This is a genomic window from Streptomyces sp. NPDC030799, assembly GCF_055572255.1.
Genome location: NZ_JBVIDS010000019.1, coordinates 165,403 through 181,248 on the forward strand (window position 1 = coordinate 165,403; position 15,846 = coordinate 181,248).

13 protein-coding genes are annotated in these 15,846 nt (G+C 71.8%); 8 read left to right on the forward strand and 5 right to left on the reverse strand.

Translation table 11 applies throughout. From position 1 onward, the window contains the following. Positions 1–54: 54 nt before the first annotated feature. Complete coding sequence (locus ACZ41I_RS37915) at positions 55–468, reverse strand: organic hydroperoxide resistance protein (protein WP_363213860.1); 414 nt, start codon at positions 466–468, stop codon at positions 55–57. A 123-nt stretch (positions 469–591) separates the two neighbouring features. On the opposite strand from ACZ41I_RS37915, the gene ACZ41I_RS37920 reads away from it, so the two are divergent. Continuing rightward, positions 592–1,047: a MarR family winged helix-turn-helix transcriptional regulator gene (locus tag ACZ41I_RS37920; protein WP_468516287.1), complete on the forward strand. Its 456-nt coding sequence runs from the start codon at positions 592–594 to the stop codon at positions 1,045–1,047. A gap of 15 nt (positions 1,048–1,062) precedes the next feature. Here ACZ41I_RS37920 and ACZ41I_RS37925 read toward each other — a convergent pair whose 3' ends face one another. Then, positions 1,063–2,697: a glycosyltransferase family 39 protein gene (locus ACZ41I_RS37925; protein ID WP_468516301.1), complete on the reverse strand. Its 1,635-nt coding sequence runs from the start codon at positions 2,695–2,697 to the stop codon at positions 1,063–1,065. A gap of 241 nt (positions 2,698–2,938) precedes the next feature. Here ACZ41I_RS37925 and ACZ41I_RS37930 point away from each other — a divergent pair, with 241 nt between their 5' ends. From ACZ41I_RS37930 to galE, 3 genes are all read left to right on the forward strand, one after another. Further along, entirely contained in the window at positions 2,939–4,207 is a 1,269-nt protein-coding gene (locus ACZ41I_RS37930) for a glycosyltransferase 87 family protein (protein WP_468516288.1), read from the forward strand. 43 nt (positions 4,208–4,250) lie between these two features. Next, complete coding sequence (locus ACZ41I_RS37935) at positions 4,251–5,906, forward strand: glycosyltransferase (RefSeq protein WP_468516289.1); 1,656 nt, start codon at positions 4,251–4,253, stop codon at positions 5,904–5,906. A gap of 99 nt (positions 5,907–6,005) precedes the next feature. Next, positions 6,006–6,986: a UDP-glucose 4-epimerase GalE gene (gene galE / locus ACZ41I_RS37940; RefSeq protein ID WP_399768498.1), complete on the forward strand. Its 981-nt coding sequence runs from the start codon at positions 6,006–6,008 to the stop codon at positions 6,984–6,986. Positions 6,987–7,040: 54 nt separating this feature from the next. Here the strand turns inward: galE and ACZ41I_RS37945 are convergent, their stop codons facing one another. Beyond that, entirely contained in the window at positions 7,041–7,667 is a 627-nt protein-coding gene (locus tag ACZ41I_RS37945; protein WP_363213854.1) for a TetR/AcrR family transcriptional regulator, read from the reverse strand. 218 nt (positions 7,668–7,885) lie between these two features. Here ACZ41I_RS37945 and ACZ41I_RS37950 point away from each other — a divergent pair, with 218 nt between their 5' ends. The 4 genes from ACZ41I_RS37950 to ACZ41I_RS37965 all read left to right on the forward strand — a co-directional run bounded on the left by ACZ41I_RS37950 (position 7,886) and on the right by ACZ41I_RS37965 (position 13,660). Next, the gene (locus tag ACZ41I_RS37950; RefSeq protein ID WP_363213853.1) at positions 7,886–8,800 is read left to right on the forward strand and encodes an ABC transporter permease; all 915 of its coding nucleotides are present in this window, start codon (positions 7,886–7,888) and stop codon (positions 8,798–8,800) included. Next, positions 8,793–9,614: an ABC transporter ATP-binding protein gene (locus tag ACZ41I_RS37955; protein WP_363213852.1), complete on the forward strand. Its 822-nt coding sequence runs from the start codon at positions 8,793–8,795 to the stop codon at positions 9,612–9,614. The genes ACZ41I_RS37950 and ACZ41I_RS37955 overlap by 8 nt, the downstream gene beginning before the upstream one ends. Positions 9,615–9,764: 150 nt before the next feature. Further along, positions 9,765–11,984 (forward strand): CDP-glycerol glycerophosphotransferase family protein, encoded by a 2,220-nt coding sequence (locus tag ACZ41I_RS37960; RefSeq protein ID WP_363213851.1) that lies wholly within the window; start codon positions 9,765–9,767, stop codon positions 11,982–11,984. Further along, positions 11,981–13,660 (forward strand): glycosyltransferase family 2 protein, encoded by a 1,680-nt coding sequence (locus ACZ41I_RS37965; RefSeq protein WP_468319861.1) that lies wholly within the window; start codon positions 11,981–11,983, stop codon positions 13,658–13,660. The genes ACZ41I_RS37960 and ACZ41I_RS37965 overlap by 4 nt, the downstream gene beginning before the upstream one ends. A 104-nt stretch (positions 13,661–13,764) precedes the next feature. Here ACZ41I_RS37965 and ACZ41I_RS37970 read toward each other — a convergent pair whose 3' ends face one another. Next, a complete protein-coding gene (locus ACZ41I_RS37970; RefSeq protein WP_468516290.1) occupies positions 13,765–15,276 on the reverse strand; it encodes a hypothetical protein in 1,512 nt (503 codons plus the stop codon). Then, entirely contained in the window at positions 15,257–15,736 is a 480-nt protein-coding gene (locus ACZ41I_RS37975; protein WP_363213849.1) for a GtrA family protein, read from the reverse strand. Before ACZ41I_RS37975 ends, ACZ41I_RS37970 begins: the two co-directional genes overlap by 20 nt. Positions 15,737–15,846: the final 110 nt, after the last annotated feature.

Sequence of the window (15,846 nt, forward strand, 5' to 3'; positions counted from 1 at the left end):
GGTGCGAGGGTGCCGGCCCCTGCCCGGCACCCTCGTCACGCCTGACCTGCGGGATTACTCGATGACGAGGTCGACGTCGACGTTGCCGCGGGTGGCGTTGGAGTACGGGCAGACCTGGTGGGCGGTCTCGACCAGCTTGCGGCCGGTCTCCTCGTCCACGGTCTCGGGCAGCTCGATGCGCAGCGTCACCTTCAGCCCGAAGCCCTCGCCCTGCTTGCCGATGCCGACCTCGGCGGTCACCGCCGCGTCGCTGACGTCCACCTTCGCCTGCCGGCCGACGAGGCCGAGGGCGCTGCCGAAGCAGGCGGCGTAACCGGCGGCGAAGAGCTGCTCCGGGTTGGTGCCCTGGCCGTTGCCGCCCAGCTCCACCGGCGGGGCCAGCTGGAGGTCGATCCTGCCGTCGGAGGACACGGCGCGACCGTCACGGCCGTGGGTGGCGGTGGCGACGGCGGTGTAGAGCGCGTCCATGAAGACCATCCCTTACGAAGTCGGGGTTCCGGCGGCCCCTGTCCTGACCGCCTGACGACCATAAGTAGAGCACACAATTAAGTTGTGTACAACTAAATGGACCGCAAGAGCTACTCTGGACTCATGACCGACACGGAGTGGCTGCGCCTGGACCGCCAGATCTGTTTCTCGCTGCACGCGGCGTCCCGCGCCTTCAACGGCGTCTACCGCGTGATCCTCAGGGACCTCGGGCTGACCTATCCGCAGTACCTCGTGATGCTCGTCCTGTGGGAGCGGGGCGACCTGCCCGTCAAGGCGCTCGGCGAACATCTGCGGCTCGACTCCGGCACACTGTCCCCGCTGGTCAAGCGGCTGGAGGGGGCCGGCCTGGTGCGCCGGGAGCGCAGCGCGCAGGACGAGCGCTCGGTCCGGGTGCGGCTCACCGAGGAGGGCGCGGCACTGCGCGAGCGGGCCCTGGAGGTGCCGCGCCGGATCATGGGCGCGACCGGCTTCGACCTGGCGGAGATCGCCGAACTGCGCGAACGCCTCGACCGGCTCACCACCGCGCTGGACGCGGCAGCACTGGCGGAGGAGCGCTAGGGGGTGTCGTTCGGATCAGGCCGGCCGTGACGAGCGGTGCCGACCGACCCGAGCGGGGTCTGGTGTGGGCAGCTGCAAGGCGGAGGAGGGAGTCGACGCGGAGCGTCGGCGAGTGACGACAACGCGGCAGATGTGCGTGCCGGACCCCGCGACGCCGGGATGATCCACACGACACCCCCTAGACGCGCCGGCCGGGGCGGACAGCGGCTTGCGGACGTACAGCCGTACGGCGGTCCCGCCCCGGAGGATCTCCTCCCGCACGGCGAACTCCCTGCGCAGCACGGCGAGTTTGGTCCGCTCGGCGGGACTGCGGGGGCTCCACCGCCCGGCGAGCAGGTCCGGGTCCGCGACGACCCACACCCGGTCCAGCCGCGCCAGCCTGTCCCGCACCTCGCGGGCCCCGGCCTCCCGTCCGTACAGGGTCCCCGACTCGGCCGCCCCCTCCGCCAGTGCCACATCCCGCACTCCACGGAACGCCCGCGGATAGCCGAGGGCCGCGTTCCGCGCGCTCCCCGGCACGAACACCACCGCGTCCCCCGGCCTCGCCTCCCGCGCCACCACGCGGGAAGCGGCCCCGAGGTCGTCGGCCCGGGTACGGGGATCCCGGTCCTCGCGGAGGAGGGGGAGCTGAAGCAGGAAGGCGAGGCAGATCGCGAGAACACCGGCGAGGGTGACGACAGGGGACCGCACCGAGGAGTGCCTTTTCGGACCCCCGGCGGACAGCCGCCCCACAGCCCCGGCCACCCACTCGGCTCCGCCGGCCACCAGCAACGGCGCCCCGCTCAACGCGTACAGCACATACCGATCGACATACAGCGGCGAAATCTGAGAAGCCGACATCAACACCATCGGAGGAACCACGGTCAACGGCAACGCCACCCCCGGAAGGGTGAATTGCCCCCGTCGCCCCGCGGGCCCCGAGAGTCCCGACAGCCCCAGTAAGGCAAGGGCCAGACACACCGCGTACACCCCGGCGGCAGGCCCCAGAAACCCCCGCAACAGCTCCTCCGCCGAAGACGCCGTCGGCCTCCGCAACCACGCCACCTGCGCCGCCTGCCCCCAGGACACCACCGCCATCGGCAGCAGCGACAGCACCACACCGCCCGCCGCGCACCCCCAGCCCCGCCAGGCCCGCATCCCCACCCGGGCCAGCGCCAGCGACCCGGCGTGGGCGCACAACACCAGCACCGCGAACTCGTGCAGCCAGCAGGTGACGCCCAGGACGGCGCCGTACCCCCACCAGGAGCCCCCCTGCAGCGCGCGCACGAGCAGCAGCGTCGCGCCGGTGGCCCCGGCGGCCACCAGGGCGTACGAGCGGCCCTCCTGCGCATAGTGGCCGGCCATCGGCGCGACGGCGTAGAGCAGCCCCGCCCACAGTCCGACGCGCGGCCGGGCCAGCCGGGTGCCGAGCGCCGCCACCAGCGCGGCCGTCAGCGCCGCGGCGCACACCGACGGCAGCCGCAGCACGACCTCGCCCGGGTGCACGGCGAGGACGGCGTGCATGAGGAGGTAGTACAGACCGTGCACGGCGTCCACGTCGTGCAGCAGCTGCCAGATCTGCGGCACCGTACGCCGCCCCACCTGGAAGCTGACGGCCTCGTCCCGCCACATCCCGCCCCGGTCGAGCCCCCAGAGCCCGGTGCCGAGCATCACCAGCGCGGGCAGGCAGACGGCGACGCGGCGGTGGATCCGCGCCGGGTGCCCCCGCGACGCGTGCCCCGCCCCACCGGCCGCCGCGACGGCTGTCGTTGCAGCCGTCTTGCGCGACTGCGGTCTCACAGGAAGCCCGAGGTTCACCACGGCCCGATCTTGTGCGATTAACCAACCATTCAGCGGTCATGACGGCGTATCAGCACGGATACACCATCCGTGCGGCTTAGGCTCCCATGTGATGAACCGTCCCCGTGTCACCCCCGGCCCGGTCCTCTCCGTCACCGCCCTCTGGCTCACCACGCGCGCCCTGATGCTGTGGCTGCTCGCCCACGACAACGCCCCGCTGCTCGGCGGGGGGTCGGTGGCACGTGAGGTATGGCGGTTGTACTTCAGCTGGTACGGCGTACTGGCGCACGGCTCCTTCCCGGCACACGACACGCTGTGGCAGTACCCGCCGGGCGCGGGCGTGGTCCTGCTGGCGCCGGGCCTGCTGCCGCGGCTGACGTACTTTCAGGCGTTCGTGGCGCTCACACTGGCCGTGGACGCGCTGGTCACGGCGGCGCTGACCCGCGCGGGCGCGGCTGCCGGACGCAGTCTGCTCGGCGCGTTCGTGTGGACGGGCGGGCTGCCGCTGCTGCTGCACGTCCCGCTCGCCCGGTACGACGTCCAGGTCACCGGACTGGCGGTGCTCTCCCTGCTGGCGCTGGCCCGCTCCCCGCGTGCGGGCGGGGTACTGGGGGCGCTGGGCGCGCTCGTGAAGGTGTGGCCGGCACTGGTGCTGCTGGGCACGCCGCGGGGGCGGGTGACGCGCGGGGCGTGGGGGTGGGCGGTTGCCGCCGGGGCCGGCTCGCTCGGTGTCCTCGCCGTGTTCTTCGACCACCCGCTGTCCTTTGTGCGGCAGCAGGGCGGGCGCGGGGTGCAGATCGAGTCGCTCGGCGGTACGGCGCTGAATCTCGCGCGGCACGCCGGCTGGCGGGGCCGCACGCGCTACCGGTACGGCGCCGTCGAACTGGCCGGCCCGTACGTGGACGCCGTGGCCACCGCCTCGCTCGCGCTGACGGCGGTCGCCTTCGCGCTGCTGGTGCTGTGGCGGGTGCGGGCGCGGCGCTGGACCGAGGCCACGCCGTACGACGCGGCGTTGAGCGCGGTGCTGCTGTTCACGGTCACCAGCCGGGTGATCAGTCCGCAGTACATGGTCTGGCTGCTCGGTCTAGCCGCCGTCTGCCTGACCTCGCGGCACACCGGCCAACGGCCGGTCGCGGCGCTGGTCCTGGCAGCGACCGCGCTGAGCACCGTGGTGTACCCGATGTACTACCGCGAGGTGATCGGCGGCACCTGGACCGGCTGTCTGCTGATGCTGATCCGCAACGGGGTCCTGGCGGCCGCCGCCGTGCTGTCCTTCCTCCGGTTGTGGCGGGCCGCGGGAGCGGACGGAAAGAACCTGCGAACGACGCAACCCCGACCCGATTCCGACCGTCTTCCGGAACGACTGCTAAGCAGCTCTTAACGGACTATTACCCTCCATTTCTACGCTTCGGCCTGTGGATTCCATGCGACCTGACCAGCCCGACAGACCCGACCGGCCAGATCCGCCCGTCAGGCCGGACACCGCCGAGCCCGCGCCCGTGCCGCGGGTCGGTGTCGTCGTCATCGGCTACAACGACCGTGCGCATGTCGCCGACGCCGTGCGCTCGGCACTCGCCCAGGGGCCGGCGGTCGCCGAGGTCGTCGCCGTGGACGACCGCTCGACGGACGGCAGCGCCGAGCTGCTCGACCGGCTGGCCGCCGACGAGCCCCGGTTGCGGGTGGTGCGCCTGCGCGAGAACAGCGGCGGCTGCGGCACCCCGCGCAACACCGGCATCGACGCGGTGACCACGCCGTACGTGATGTTCCTGGACAGCGACGACGTGCTGCCGTCCGGTGCGGTGGACGCGCTGCTGGCGGCGGCCACGGGGGCGCACGCCGAGGTCGCGAGCGGTCTGTGCGTGCGCCGGGAGCTGCCTTCGGGGCGCGAACAACCCTGGCAGGCGCCCCTCTACACGGCGCACACCACCCTGCCGCACCCCTCCCAGCGGCCGCGTCTGGTCCACGACACGCTGTGCGTCAACAAGCTGTACCGCACCGACTTCCTGCGTGAGCACGGCATCCGCTTCCCGGAGGGCCGCTTCCTCTACGAGGACATCGTCTTCACCGCACGGGTGCTGGCCGCCGGCCCGCGCATCGCGCTCGTACCGGACCGTGTGTACGTGTGGCACGTGCGCCGCAGTGCCGAGCGGCTGTCGCTCTCGCTGGACCGGGAGCACATCGGCAACTGGCAGGCGCGCGTGGAGGCGTGCGCGCAGGCGTACGACATCCTGCTGAGCTCCGGGCAGAAGGAGCTGGCGCGGGCGGTGCGGGCCAAGTTCCTCGACCACGAGGTGCGCATGTACGCGCGCGAGCTGGGATTGCGCGACGTGCACTACCAGCGCGCATGGTGGGCGCACACCCGGGAGTACCTCGCGCACTACGAAGCCCCCGACTGGGAGTTGAACCCGACGGCGGCCGGCCGGGTGCTCGCGCGGGTCGTCCTGGAGTCGCCCGAGCCGCGCGACCTGCCCCGGCTGCGCGAACTGGCCGCCCGCCCGGCACGCCTCCTGCCGCCGTACGCCCGCACCCCCGACGGCGTCCCCGTCTGGTCCGCCGACCTTCCCCAGGTCACCCTCGCGCCGTACCTGACCGGCCCGGTCGCCGCCCTCCCGCTCGCCGTCGACGCGGCACTGGAGCCACGCGCGCGTGCCTCGCTGCTGCGCCTGCGGCTGCACGAGATGTACGGCAGAGTGGCCGAGGGCAGCCCGCGGGAGGTGGATGTGGAGTGGGTCTCGCGCGACGACGAGCGGACGCGGGGGCGCACGACGGTGCCGCTCGCGCCCTCGGGCACGGACGGCTGGTCGGCGAAGCTGCCGGTCGACCTGGCCGCGCTCGGCGCGGGCACCTGGGACCTGCAGCTGACCGTGCGCTTCGCGGACGGCACGCAACGGGAGGTCACGGCGCACGCCCTGACGGGCGCCGGCCGGCTGCGCCGGCGCGCCGTCCCGAGTGCCCGGTACGGCGTGCTCCTGGTGCAGCCGTACGCCACGCACTCCGGCGCGCTGGCCGTGCGTGTGGCGACCGGCGTGCGCGGGGTCGTCCAGGTGCTGCGCGGCCGGCTCCGGCGCCTGCTGCGCTGAGCCGCCCGGCGCGTCACCGACGCGCCCGCTGCCCGACCGAGAGATGCCCGGCGCCGCACCACGCGGCGCAGCGGGCCGACTGACGAGGAGACAGCCGCCATGACCTGGCTGATCACCGGCGGTGCCGGATACATCGGGGCTCACGTCGTACGGGCGATGACCGAGGCGGGCGAGCGCGCGGTCGTCTACGACGACCTGTCCTCGGGCGTCGCCGAACGCGTACCGGCACACGTCCCCCTGGTGCGGGGCTCCACCCTGGACGCGGACCGGCTGGCCCGCACGCTCGCCGAGCACGAGATCAGCGGGGTCGTGCATCTGGCGGCGAAGAAGCAGGTGGGCGAGTCCGTGGAGCGCCCGCTGCACTACTACCACGAGAACGTCGAGGGCCTGCGGGTCCTCCTGGAGGCGGTGACGGCGGCGGAGATCCCGTCCTTCGTCTTCTCCTCCTCGGCCGCCGTCTACGGCATGCCGGACGTCGACGTGGTGACGGAGGAGACCCCGTGCCGGCCGATGTCCCCCTACGGCGAGACGAAGCTGGCCGGCGAGTGGCTGGTCCGCGCCGCGGGCAGGGCGTCCGGCATGTCGACCGCCTCCCTGCGCTACTTCAACGTGGCGGGCGCGGCCGGCCCCGAACTCGCCGACACCGGCGTGTTCAACCTGATCCCCATGGTCTTCGAGAAGCTCACCGAGGGGGCGGCCCCGCGCATCTTCGGCGACGACTACCCGACCGCCGACGGCACCTGCGTCCGGGACTACATCCACGTGGTCGACCTGGCCGAGGCCCACGTCACCGTCGCCCGCGCCCTGGCCTCCTCCCCCGGCACGGACCTGACCCTCAACATCGGGCGCGGCGAGGGCGTGTCCGTCCGCGAGATGATCGACCGCATCAACGCGGTCACCGGCTACGACCACCCGCCGACCGTCACCGCACGCCGCCCCGGCGACCCCGCCCGCGTCGTCGCCTCCGCCACCCGCATCGCCACCGAGCTGGGCTGGCAGGCCAAGTACGACGTCCAGGACATGATCACCTCGGCCTGGGAGGGCTGGGTACACCACCACCCGGAGGCGGCGCGGTCGTAGTCTGCGCCGGTGAACGTTGCCGCAGCGACCTGGGGCGGGCAGCGCACCCGGCCCTCACAGCGCCTTCAGTGCCCCCGCCGCGGCCCGGGCCAGGTTTTCCAGGTAGCCCTTGGGGAGCTTCGGGGAGCGGATGACCACCGCGCGCCAGTACAGGGGGCCGGAGATCAGATCGAGCGCGAGGTCGGGGTCGAGCCCCGCCCGTACCTCGCCCCGCTCCTCCGCCGCGGCCATGATCCTGCTGGCCACGCCCTCCTGACCGTCCCGCAGGGCCTTCTGGAAGGCGTCGGCGATGTCGGGATTGCGGGCCGCCTCCGCCTGCAGGTCGGGGATGATCTGCGAGGCGACGGGGTGGCGCAGGGCGCGGGAGGTGACCTCGTAAAGGAGGCGGAGGTCGCCCTCCAGGGAACCCGTGTCGGGGACGGGCAGGCCGAGGACCGCCATCGCCGACACCACGTCCAGCACGAGGTGCAGCTTCGAACGCCAGCGCCGGTACACCGCCGTCTTGCCGACGCCCGCCCGCCGCGCGATGCCCTCGATGGACATGCGCGCGTATCCGACCGCCGCCAGCTCCTCGAAGACCGCCGCGCGGATGGCCTCGGTCACGTCCTCCCGGAGTACGGCGGCCCCCGCGGGGGTCCGGCGGCGCGTACGCGTCGGCGGCTCGTCGGCGTTCGTCGTCATGACGCACAGCATAGGCCGTTACGACGATACGGTTGCGTTCCGACGTCGATTGGTTCTACGCTCACGTTGCGACGATACGGTCCCGTTCCGACGTAAGAGAACGTGAAGAGAAGCGTAAGGAAGGCGCAGCGGAGGAAGCGCCGGACGACGGACCGACCCGACGCGCCCCGGCCGGCGGCCGGACGCGCCACCCCCTCCCCCGAGCGAAAGCAGCGGATGTGAGCCAGGTCCTCGACACACCGCCCCCCACCCAGGCCCCGGCCGACGACGACCTCGCGGCGCTGGCCGCCCGGCACGGCCTGTCGGTCAGTGGCGCCCGCCCCTCCCTGCCGGAGTACGTCCGGCAGCTGTGGGCCCGCCGCCACTTCATCACCGCCTTCGCCACCGCCAAACTCACCGCGCAGTACAGCCAGGCGAAGCTCGGCCAGGTCTGGCAGGTCATGACCCCGCTGCTGAACGCGGCGGTCTACTACTTCATCTTCGGCGTCCTGCTCGGCACCAAGCAGCATGTCCCGGACTACGTCCCCTTCCTGGTCACGGGCGTGTTCATCTGGACGTTCACACAGAGCTCGATCATGGCCGGCACCCGCGCGATCTCCGGCAACCTCGGCCTGGTCCGTGCCCTGCACTTCCCGCGCGCCGCGCTGCCGATCTCCTTCTGCCTCCAGCAGCTGCAGCAGCTGCTGTTCTCGATGGCCGCGCTGATCGTCATCCTGCTCTGCTTCGGCGTCCCGGTCGCCGCCTCCTGGGTGCTGGCGATCCCGGTCCTAGTCCTGCAGTTCGTGTTCAACACCGGCGTGTCGCTGATCATGGCGCGGATGGGCGCCAAGACCCCGGACATCGCCCAGCTGATGCCCTTCATCCTGCGCACCTGGATGTACGTGTCCGGCGTGATGTGGAGCATCGACAAGCTCACCAAGAAGGACCACCTGCCGCACATCGTCACGGTCCTGCTGGAGACCAATCCGGCCGCGGTCTACATCGACCTCATGCGGTTCGCGCTGATCGACAGCTTCCACGCCCACCAGCTGCCCCCGCACGTGTGGGCCGCGGCCACCGGCTGGGCGCTGCTCGCCGGCATCGGCGGTTTCATCTACTTCTGGAAGGCTGAGGAGAGGTACGGCCGTGGCTGAGCAGACCGAAGCGAAGATCCCCACCGTCATCGCCGAGAACGTCGACATCGTCTACCGGGTCCACGGCACCGGCGCCGGCCGCGGCAGCGCCACCGCCGCCCTCAACCGCATCCTGCGCCGCAAGCAGGCCGAGAAGGCGGCGGGCGTGCGCCGGGTGCACGCGGTGAAGAAGGTGTCGTTCATCGCCTACAAGGGCGAGGCGATCGGCCTCATCGGCACCAACGGCTCCGGCAAGTCGACGCTCCTCAAGGCGGTCGCCGGCCTGCTCCCCGTGGAGAACGGCCACATCTACACCCACGGCCAGCCCTCCCTGCTCGGCGTCAACGCGGCCCTGATGAACGACCTCACCGGCGAGCGCAACGTCCACCTCGGCGGTCTCGCCATGGGTATGTCGCGGGAACAGGTCAAGGAGCGCTACCAGGACATCGTGGAGTTCTCCGGGATCAACGAGAAGGGCGACTTCATCACCCTGCCGATGCGCACGTACTCCTCCGGCATGGCCGCCCGGCTACGCTTCTCCATCGCCGCCGCCAAGGACCACGACGTCCTGCTGATCGACGAGGCCCTGGCCACCGGCGACCGCAAGTTCCAGATGCGCTCCGAGGAGCGGATCCGCGAACTGCGCGAGAAGGCGGGCACGGTCTTCCTGGTCAGCCACAACAACAAGTCGATCCGCGACACCTGCGAGCGGGTCCTGTGGCTGGAGCGCGGCGAGCTGCGCATGGACGGGCCGACGGAGGAGGTCATGAAGGAGTACGAGACCTTCACCGGCGACAAGAGCGACAAGAAGGCCGGCGCCACGAAAGCGGCGTAAAAGTGACAGGGAGGGAAACCAGGAGTCGCGGAACCTCCTCTTCCCTCCTGAGCGTCTCTCACCCCGAGCGCGGTCATCCCTTTCATCCGCTTAGTGACAGTATGTTATGAAGGGTGCCCCGAGCTGAACGAGCAGAAGGAGTCCACTGCGATGCCCCAACTCAGCGTCATCGTCTACGGACCGAACGCACAGGGGCATCTGACAGAGCTGCTTGGCTCCCTGGAGGCCCACCCGCTCCCCGACGCCGAGGTCATCGTCGCCGCGGTCGGCGACTGGGCGCGGGAGACGGCCGAGGGCCACGCCCCCGACACGATCGTCGTACCGCTGCCCGACGGCACCGGTGACGCGGCGGCCCGGGCCGCCGGCGCCGCCCGCGCCACCGGCCGCTGGCTGCACTTCGTGCACGCCAAGGACGGCCTGCCGGCCGGCGCCGCCCGGCTGATCGCCGAACGCACCGCCGAACTGGACGCCGCCACCGGCACCGACGGTGCCGCCCCCGTGGACGTGCTCCTCTTCGACCACGTCACGACCACCTGGCAGACCGCCGCCACCCCCTCGCGAGACGGGCGGCTGCTCGCCGCCGTCGGCCGTGCGGGCCTGCCCCTGGACGAGTCCGCCGACCTGCTGCGCCTCGCCCCGCTGCTCGGCAACCGCGCCCTGCGCGCGCAGTTCTGGCAGGCGCACGAGGAGCGGTTCACCACCGACGACGAACCGCACGCGGCGTACGCGACCCTGCTGCACACCGGCCGCGTGGCCTGCCTGAACCAGGTGGCGTACGAGAACCGCGAACTGCGCCCCGAGAGCCTGCCGCCGCGCGCCCCCGAGGACCGGTTCGCGCTGATCGAGCGCTACGAGTCGCTGCTCGCGCTCACCAAGGACCGCCGCGCCGCCCGCACGGTGCTGTACGACCTGATGATGCGCGACCTCGTGCGCACCTTCGCCGGTGAGAGCCTGCCCGACGACGTGGCCCGGGAGTTCTTCCGCCGCGCCTCCCTCGCCGCGGTCCGCTGGCGCCCCGAGAACCACGAGCGCCCGGCGGGCGTGGAGGGCGTACGGCACGCGCTGCTGGAGGAGGGCGCGTACACGAAGTACCGCGCCTTCCAGGCCGCCAACCGCGCCCGCCGCGCCGCCAAGAAGGCCGTACGGACCCGTAAGAAGCAGGTCGGCGCCCTGCTCCGGGAGCAGCAGTACCGCCGCGCCCTGACCCGCCCCCTCGACCCGGACCTGGCCGTGTTCGCCGCCTACTGGGAGCGCGGAGTGGCCTGCAACCCGGCCGCGATCGCCGCGAAACTCCGCGAACTCGCCCCGCACATCCACCCGGTGTGGGTGGTGGCGAAGGGCAACGAGGCCCTGCTGCCGCCCGGCACCGACCATGTGATCCCCGGCACCCGCCGCTACTGGGAGACCCTGGCCACCGCCAAGTACCTCGTCAACAACGTCAACTTCCCCAACGCGGTGGTCAAGCGCCCCGGCGCGATCCACCTCCAGACCCACCACGGCACTCCGCTCAAGCGCATGGGCCTGGACCAGATGGAACACCCGGCCGCCGCCAAGGGCCTGGACTTCGACGCCCTGCTGGGCCGCATCGACAAGTGGGACTACAGCGTCAGCGCCAACAGCCACTCCACACGCATGTGGGAGCGCGCCTACCCGGCCCGCTACACCTCGCTGGACCACGGCTACCCGCGCAATGACGTCTTCTACTCGGCCACGGCCGCCGATGTCCGTGCCGCCCGCGCACGCCTCGGCATCCCGCGCGGCAAGACGGCCGTCCTGTACGCGCCCACCCACCGCGACTACGAGGCCGGCTTCACCCCGCGCCTGGACCTCGCGGCCCTCGCCGACCGGCTCGGCGACGACACCGTGCTCCTGGTCCGCGCCCACTACTTCTACGGCGGCGCGGCCTCCCCGCTCACCGGCCTGCGCCGCTCCGGCCGGATCATCGACGTCTCCTCCTACGACCCCGTCGAGGAGCTGTGCCTGGCCGCCGACGCGCTGGTCACGGACTACTCGTCGATCATGTTCGACTACGCCAACCTCGACCGTCCGATCATCGTCTACGCCGACGACTGGGAGACCTACCGCACCACCCGGGGCGTCTACTTCGACCTGATGACCGACCATCCCGGCCAGGTCGCCCGTACCCAGGAGGAGCTGACGGAGATCTTCGTCTCCGGCGCCTGGCGCGACGAGAACGCGGCCAAGGCGCGGACCGCGTTCCGGCGCCGGTTCTGCGAGTACGACGACGGACGCGCCGCCGAACGGGTCGTACGACGGGTGTTCCTGGGCGAACCGGAGGAGTCACTTCCCCCGGTGATCCCGCTGGAGGAACGCACCCCCGCCCCGACCCCCGAGGAGGCCTCGGCATGACGACCACGACGACCACGACCCCCGACGTCACGGTCACCGTCATCGTCTACAACGACGCGGCGCGCCTGCCCCGGGCGGTGGCGTCCCTGCGCGCGCAGACGCACGCGAACATCGAGATCATCATCAGCGACGACCACTCCACGGACGACACACCGACGGTGGCGCGTCAACTGGAGGCGCAGGACTCCCGCATCCGCTATCTCCGCCTGCCGGAGAACAGCGGCGGCTGCAGCGCCCCGCGCAACCGGGCCATCGAGATCGCCCGGGCGCCGTATCTGATGTTCCTCGACAGCGACGACGAACTCCCGCCGCGCGCCGTGGAGTTGCTGCTCGCCGCGCACCGCGAGCGCGAGGTGGACTTCGCCATGGGCGCCTGCCAGCGCCTCCGGGTGGACACCGGCCGCCGTACGACGTGGATGCCGCACCTGTTCGCCGAGCGGCGCACCCTGGACGACATCGCGTCGGACACCGAGCTGCTCTTCTGGCCGCTGTCGACGAACAGGATGTACACGCGCGACTTCCTGAACCGCCACAACCTCCGCTTCCCGGAGGGCGTCCACTACGAGGACCAGCTGTTCTCGATCCAGGCGTTCTGCCTGGCGAAGGCGTTCACGATCATCCCGGACCCGGTGTACGTCTGGCACATCGAGCCGTTCGCGGCGGCGGAGTCGGCCACGATCTCCAACCAGCGGCACAAGATCTCCAACGTCCAGGACCGTATCCGCGTGCACCGCATGATCGACGACTTCCTGGAGAAGAGCGGGCATGCCGGGCTGCGGGAGGCCAAGGACTTCAAGTTCCTCAAGCACGACTTCAGGCTCTACGCGGGCGACCTGCCCTACCGGGACGCGGAGTGGCTGGCCGCCTTCGCGGACATCATGAACCCGTACCTGGACACGCTGTCTCCCGGCGCGTACGCCCGTCTGCCCCGCCCGGAGCGGGTGGTGCTGGAGCTGCTGCGGGACGGGCGTCCGGCCGACGCCCAGCTCGCGGCGCGCGGCCTCAGTCACGGGGTGGCACCGCGGCAGATCACGACCGACGCGTCCGGAGTGCCGTACTGGGGCGACAGCGTCCCCACCGACGACCGCGCCCGCCGCGAACTGGACGTGTCCGACCTGGAGTTGGACACACGTCCGTTCCCGAGCGCGCAGTTCCGCCACGAGATCACGGAACTGACGCGTGGCCCCGGAGCCACGCTCACCCTGTCCATCCGCACATACGACCCCGGCCTCCGCCTTCCCATCGGCCCCCAGCGCGCCCGCCTGGTGCTGTCGCCCGGCCGGCGCCGCATGGCCGTGCCGTTCCGGCTGGACCCGGTCCGGCCCGGTCTGTTCGAAGGCACCGTGCACCTGGACCTCGCCGCCGCACCGATCCCCCTGCAGGGCTTCGAGGGCGTCCGTCACCCCCTGGTCGTCCTGAACCAGCAGGGCCTGTCGCACTCGGGCCTGCTCCTGGCCCCCCTCGACTTCCCCACGGCCACGGCCCGCGTCGACTACCACTCCGGCGCGACCCCGCACCAGGTCACCGTCGAACCGGAGGGCCGCAACCCCGGCCGTCTCCAGATCCGCTGGCATCCCGTCGGTGTGACGGCGAGCGTCATCCGCCCGGTCATCCGCAAGATCGCCCGCCCGCGCGTCCGCAGGGCGGCGAAGCTGGTGGCGAGCGTGCTGAGGTAGGAGGGCCTGTCCGAAGCGCCGTTGCGCTGCAGGCGGATGCCCGGCGACGGGCGCGGGGCGGGCTGCTCACGCAGTTCCCCCCGCCCCTGCGGGGCGCCTGCAGCTCAGCGCACCACTCGGTACAGGACCTGGCCTTCCGGGCCCACAGTCACCTTCCGCAACCCGGGTCCCGTCATGCCCTCCGGCCCCACGACCCACTTCACGTCGTACTCGCGCAGAATCCCGGCCCGGCCGGAGCCGGACGTCCCCGCGGCGAAGTACCGCTCCACCGCCGCCTCCCGCCGCGCAGCGTCCCGCAGGAACACATCCGGATAGCCCGGCGCCACGGTGTACGGCCCGTACGCGGGGATCTGCCGCGCGGGAAACCTTCGAGCCATCACCACATCGCCGTACTTCACCCACGGCGTGATCCAGTGATACCCCACCCACGGCGTGTGGTACTTCGCCGCGACCACCGACGGCAGCGCACTCTTCCCCGTCACATAGCCGAGCGTCCCGGCCTGCGTCCACGCCCCCACGGCCAGCGCGGCGCCCAGCACACACGCCCACCCCGCCCGTACGGCACGCCGCCCCGGCGACACGGCCTCCAGCGCGGCCGCGAGCTGTGCCGGGATCAGCGCGGCCGGCAGGGCGCGGCCCCAGGAGTAGTGGCCGGTCAGCCCGCCCGCGGCGAACACCAGCGCGCCGAGGACGAAGAACAGCGCCAACGGGTCCCAGCGGTCGCGCCGGACGCGCAGCACCAGCGCCGCCACCCCGAGCAGGACCAGACCGAACCGCGCGGCCAGGTGCTCGTACAGCGGCCGGTGGATGGCCTCCAGGTCGGCACCCGCGGAGAACAGGGAGAAGAAGTCGTAGTACGGCCACAGCCACAGCAGGAGCATGCCCAGGGCCGACGAGGCGGCAAGCCGCGGCAGCACCGGCCGGGCCGGCCGGGCCGCGATCACCGTCGCCAACGCGCCCAACGAGGCCACGACGCCCGTGAACTGGTGGCACAGCAGAATCAGCGCCCACAGCACACCGAGCCCCAGCCACCTGCCCCATGTGGCCTCCTCCCGCGTCGCCCGCGTGAGCCAGGCCCAGAAGTGGAACGTGAGGCCGAGCGCGAAGACGCTGGGGTACGACACCGTCAGCGCCAGGGAGTTCAGGCCCAGGAAGCCGGACCAGTTGAACAGCAGCGGGCCCCAGAGGAAGACCAGGCTGAGCAGGGCCAGGGCGGGGGCCGCACGGTGCGGGCTCAGGGTACGGACGTACCGCCAGACCCCGGTGACCAGCAGGGTCAGCCCGGCGAGCGCGGCGATCCGCAGCACCACGAACACCGACAGGCCGGTCAGCTTGGCGATCACGCCCAGGACCAGCATCCACGGCGAGTAGTAGGGGCTCGGCGTGTCCGCGTCGACCAGCGGGTTGCCGGGATGCAGCAGGCTGTGGCGCAGGCGCTGGACAGTGGCCGCGTGCATGCCGAGGTCGCCGGCCCAGGGCAGCCGGACGATGACCAGGAGCAGCAGCACCACGACGAGCGCGGCGGCGGCATGCGGCAGTATCCGGCCCGTCCGCGCGGCGCCGGCCGGCGGCGTGGTGCGGCTCAACGGCTCGGTGTCAGACGGTGCGGCGTGCATCCTGCTGGAACACCCACGTGCGATAGACCAGGAAACGGAAGGTGGAGGCGAGCGCGATCGACAGGGCCTTCACCACATTCGACCCGACCACGCCGTGCAGGCCGAGACCCTGGTAACCGACCCAGAACAGGCCGATTTCCATCCCGACGCCGAGGCCGCTGAAGACGAAGAACAGCAGGATCTGGCTGCGGGTGCGCGCAGACCGGTCCCGATAGGCGAAATAGCGGAACCCCAGGTAATTGGTCGCCATCGCGACACAGCTGGCCAGGACCGTCGCGGTCATCGCAGGCCAAGCCGGGCCGTGCAGCAGCAGGTTGAAGACCAGGAAATTGACCAGGACGCCGCTGCCGCCGACGATCCCGAATTTCACGATCTCCAGCACGACACGGGTGACGGGCCGCCGGGCCGGAGCCGGCGCTGGGGGTGCTGCCGGGCGGGTCTCGGTGAGTTGAACAGTCACAACCCAGACCCTAGCCGAAGGCCACCGATAAGCAGGAAACGGTAAATTCGCAGATCTTTTTTGGCTAAGGGCCGGCAAGAAACGGAACGCCCCGGGCCGATTCGACGTCG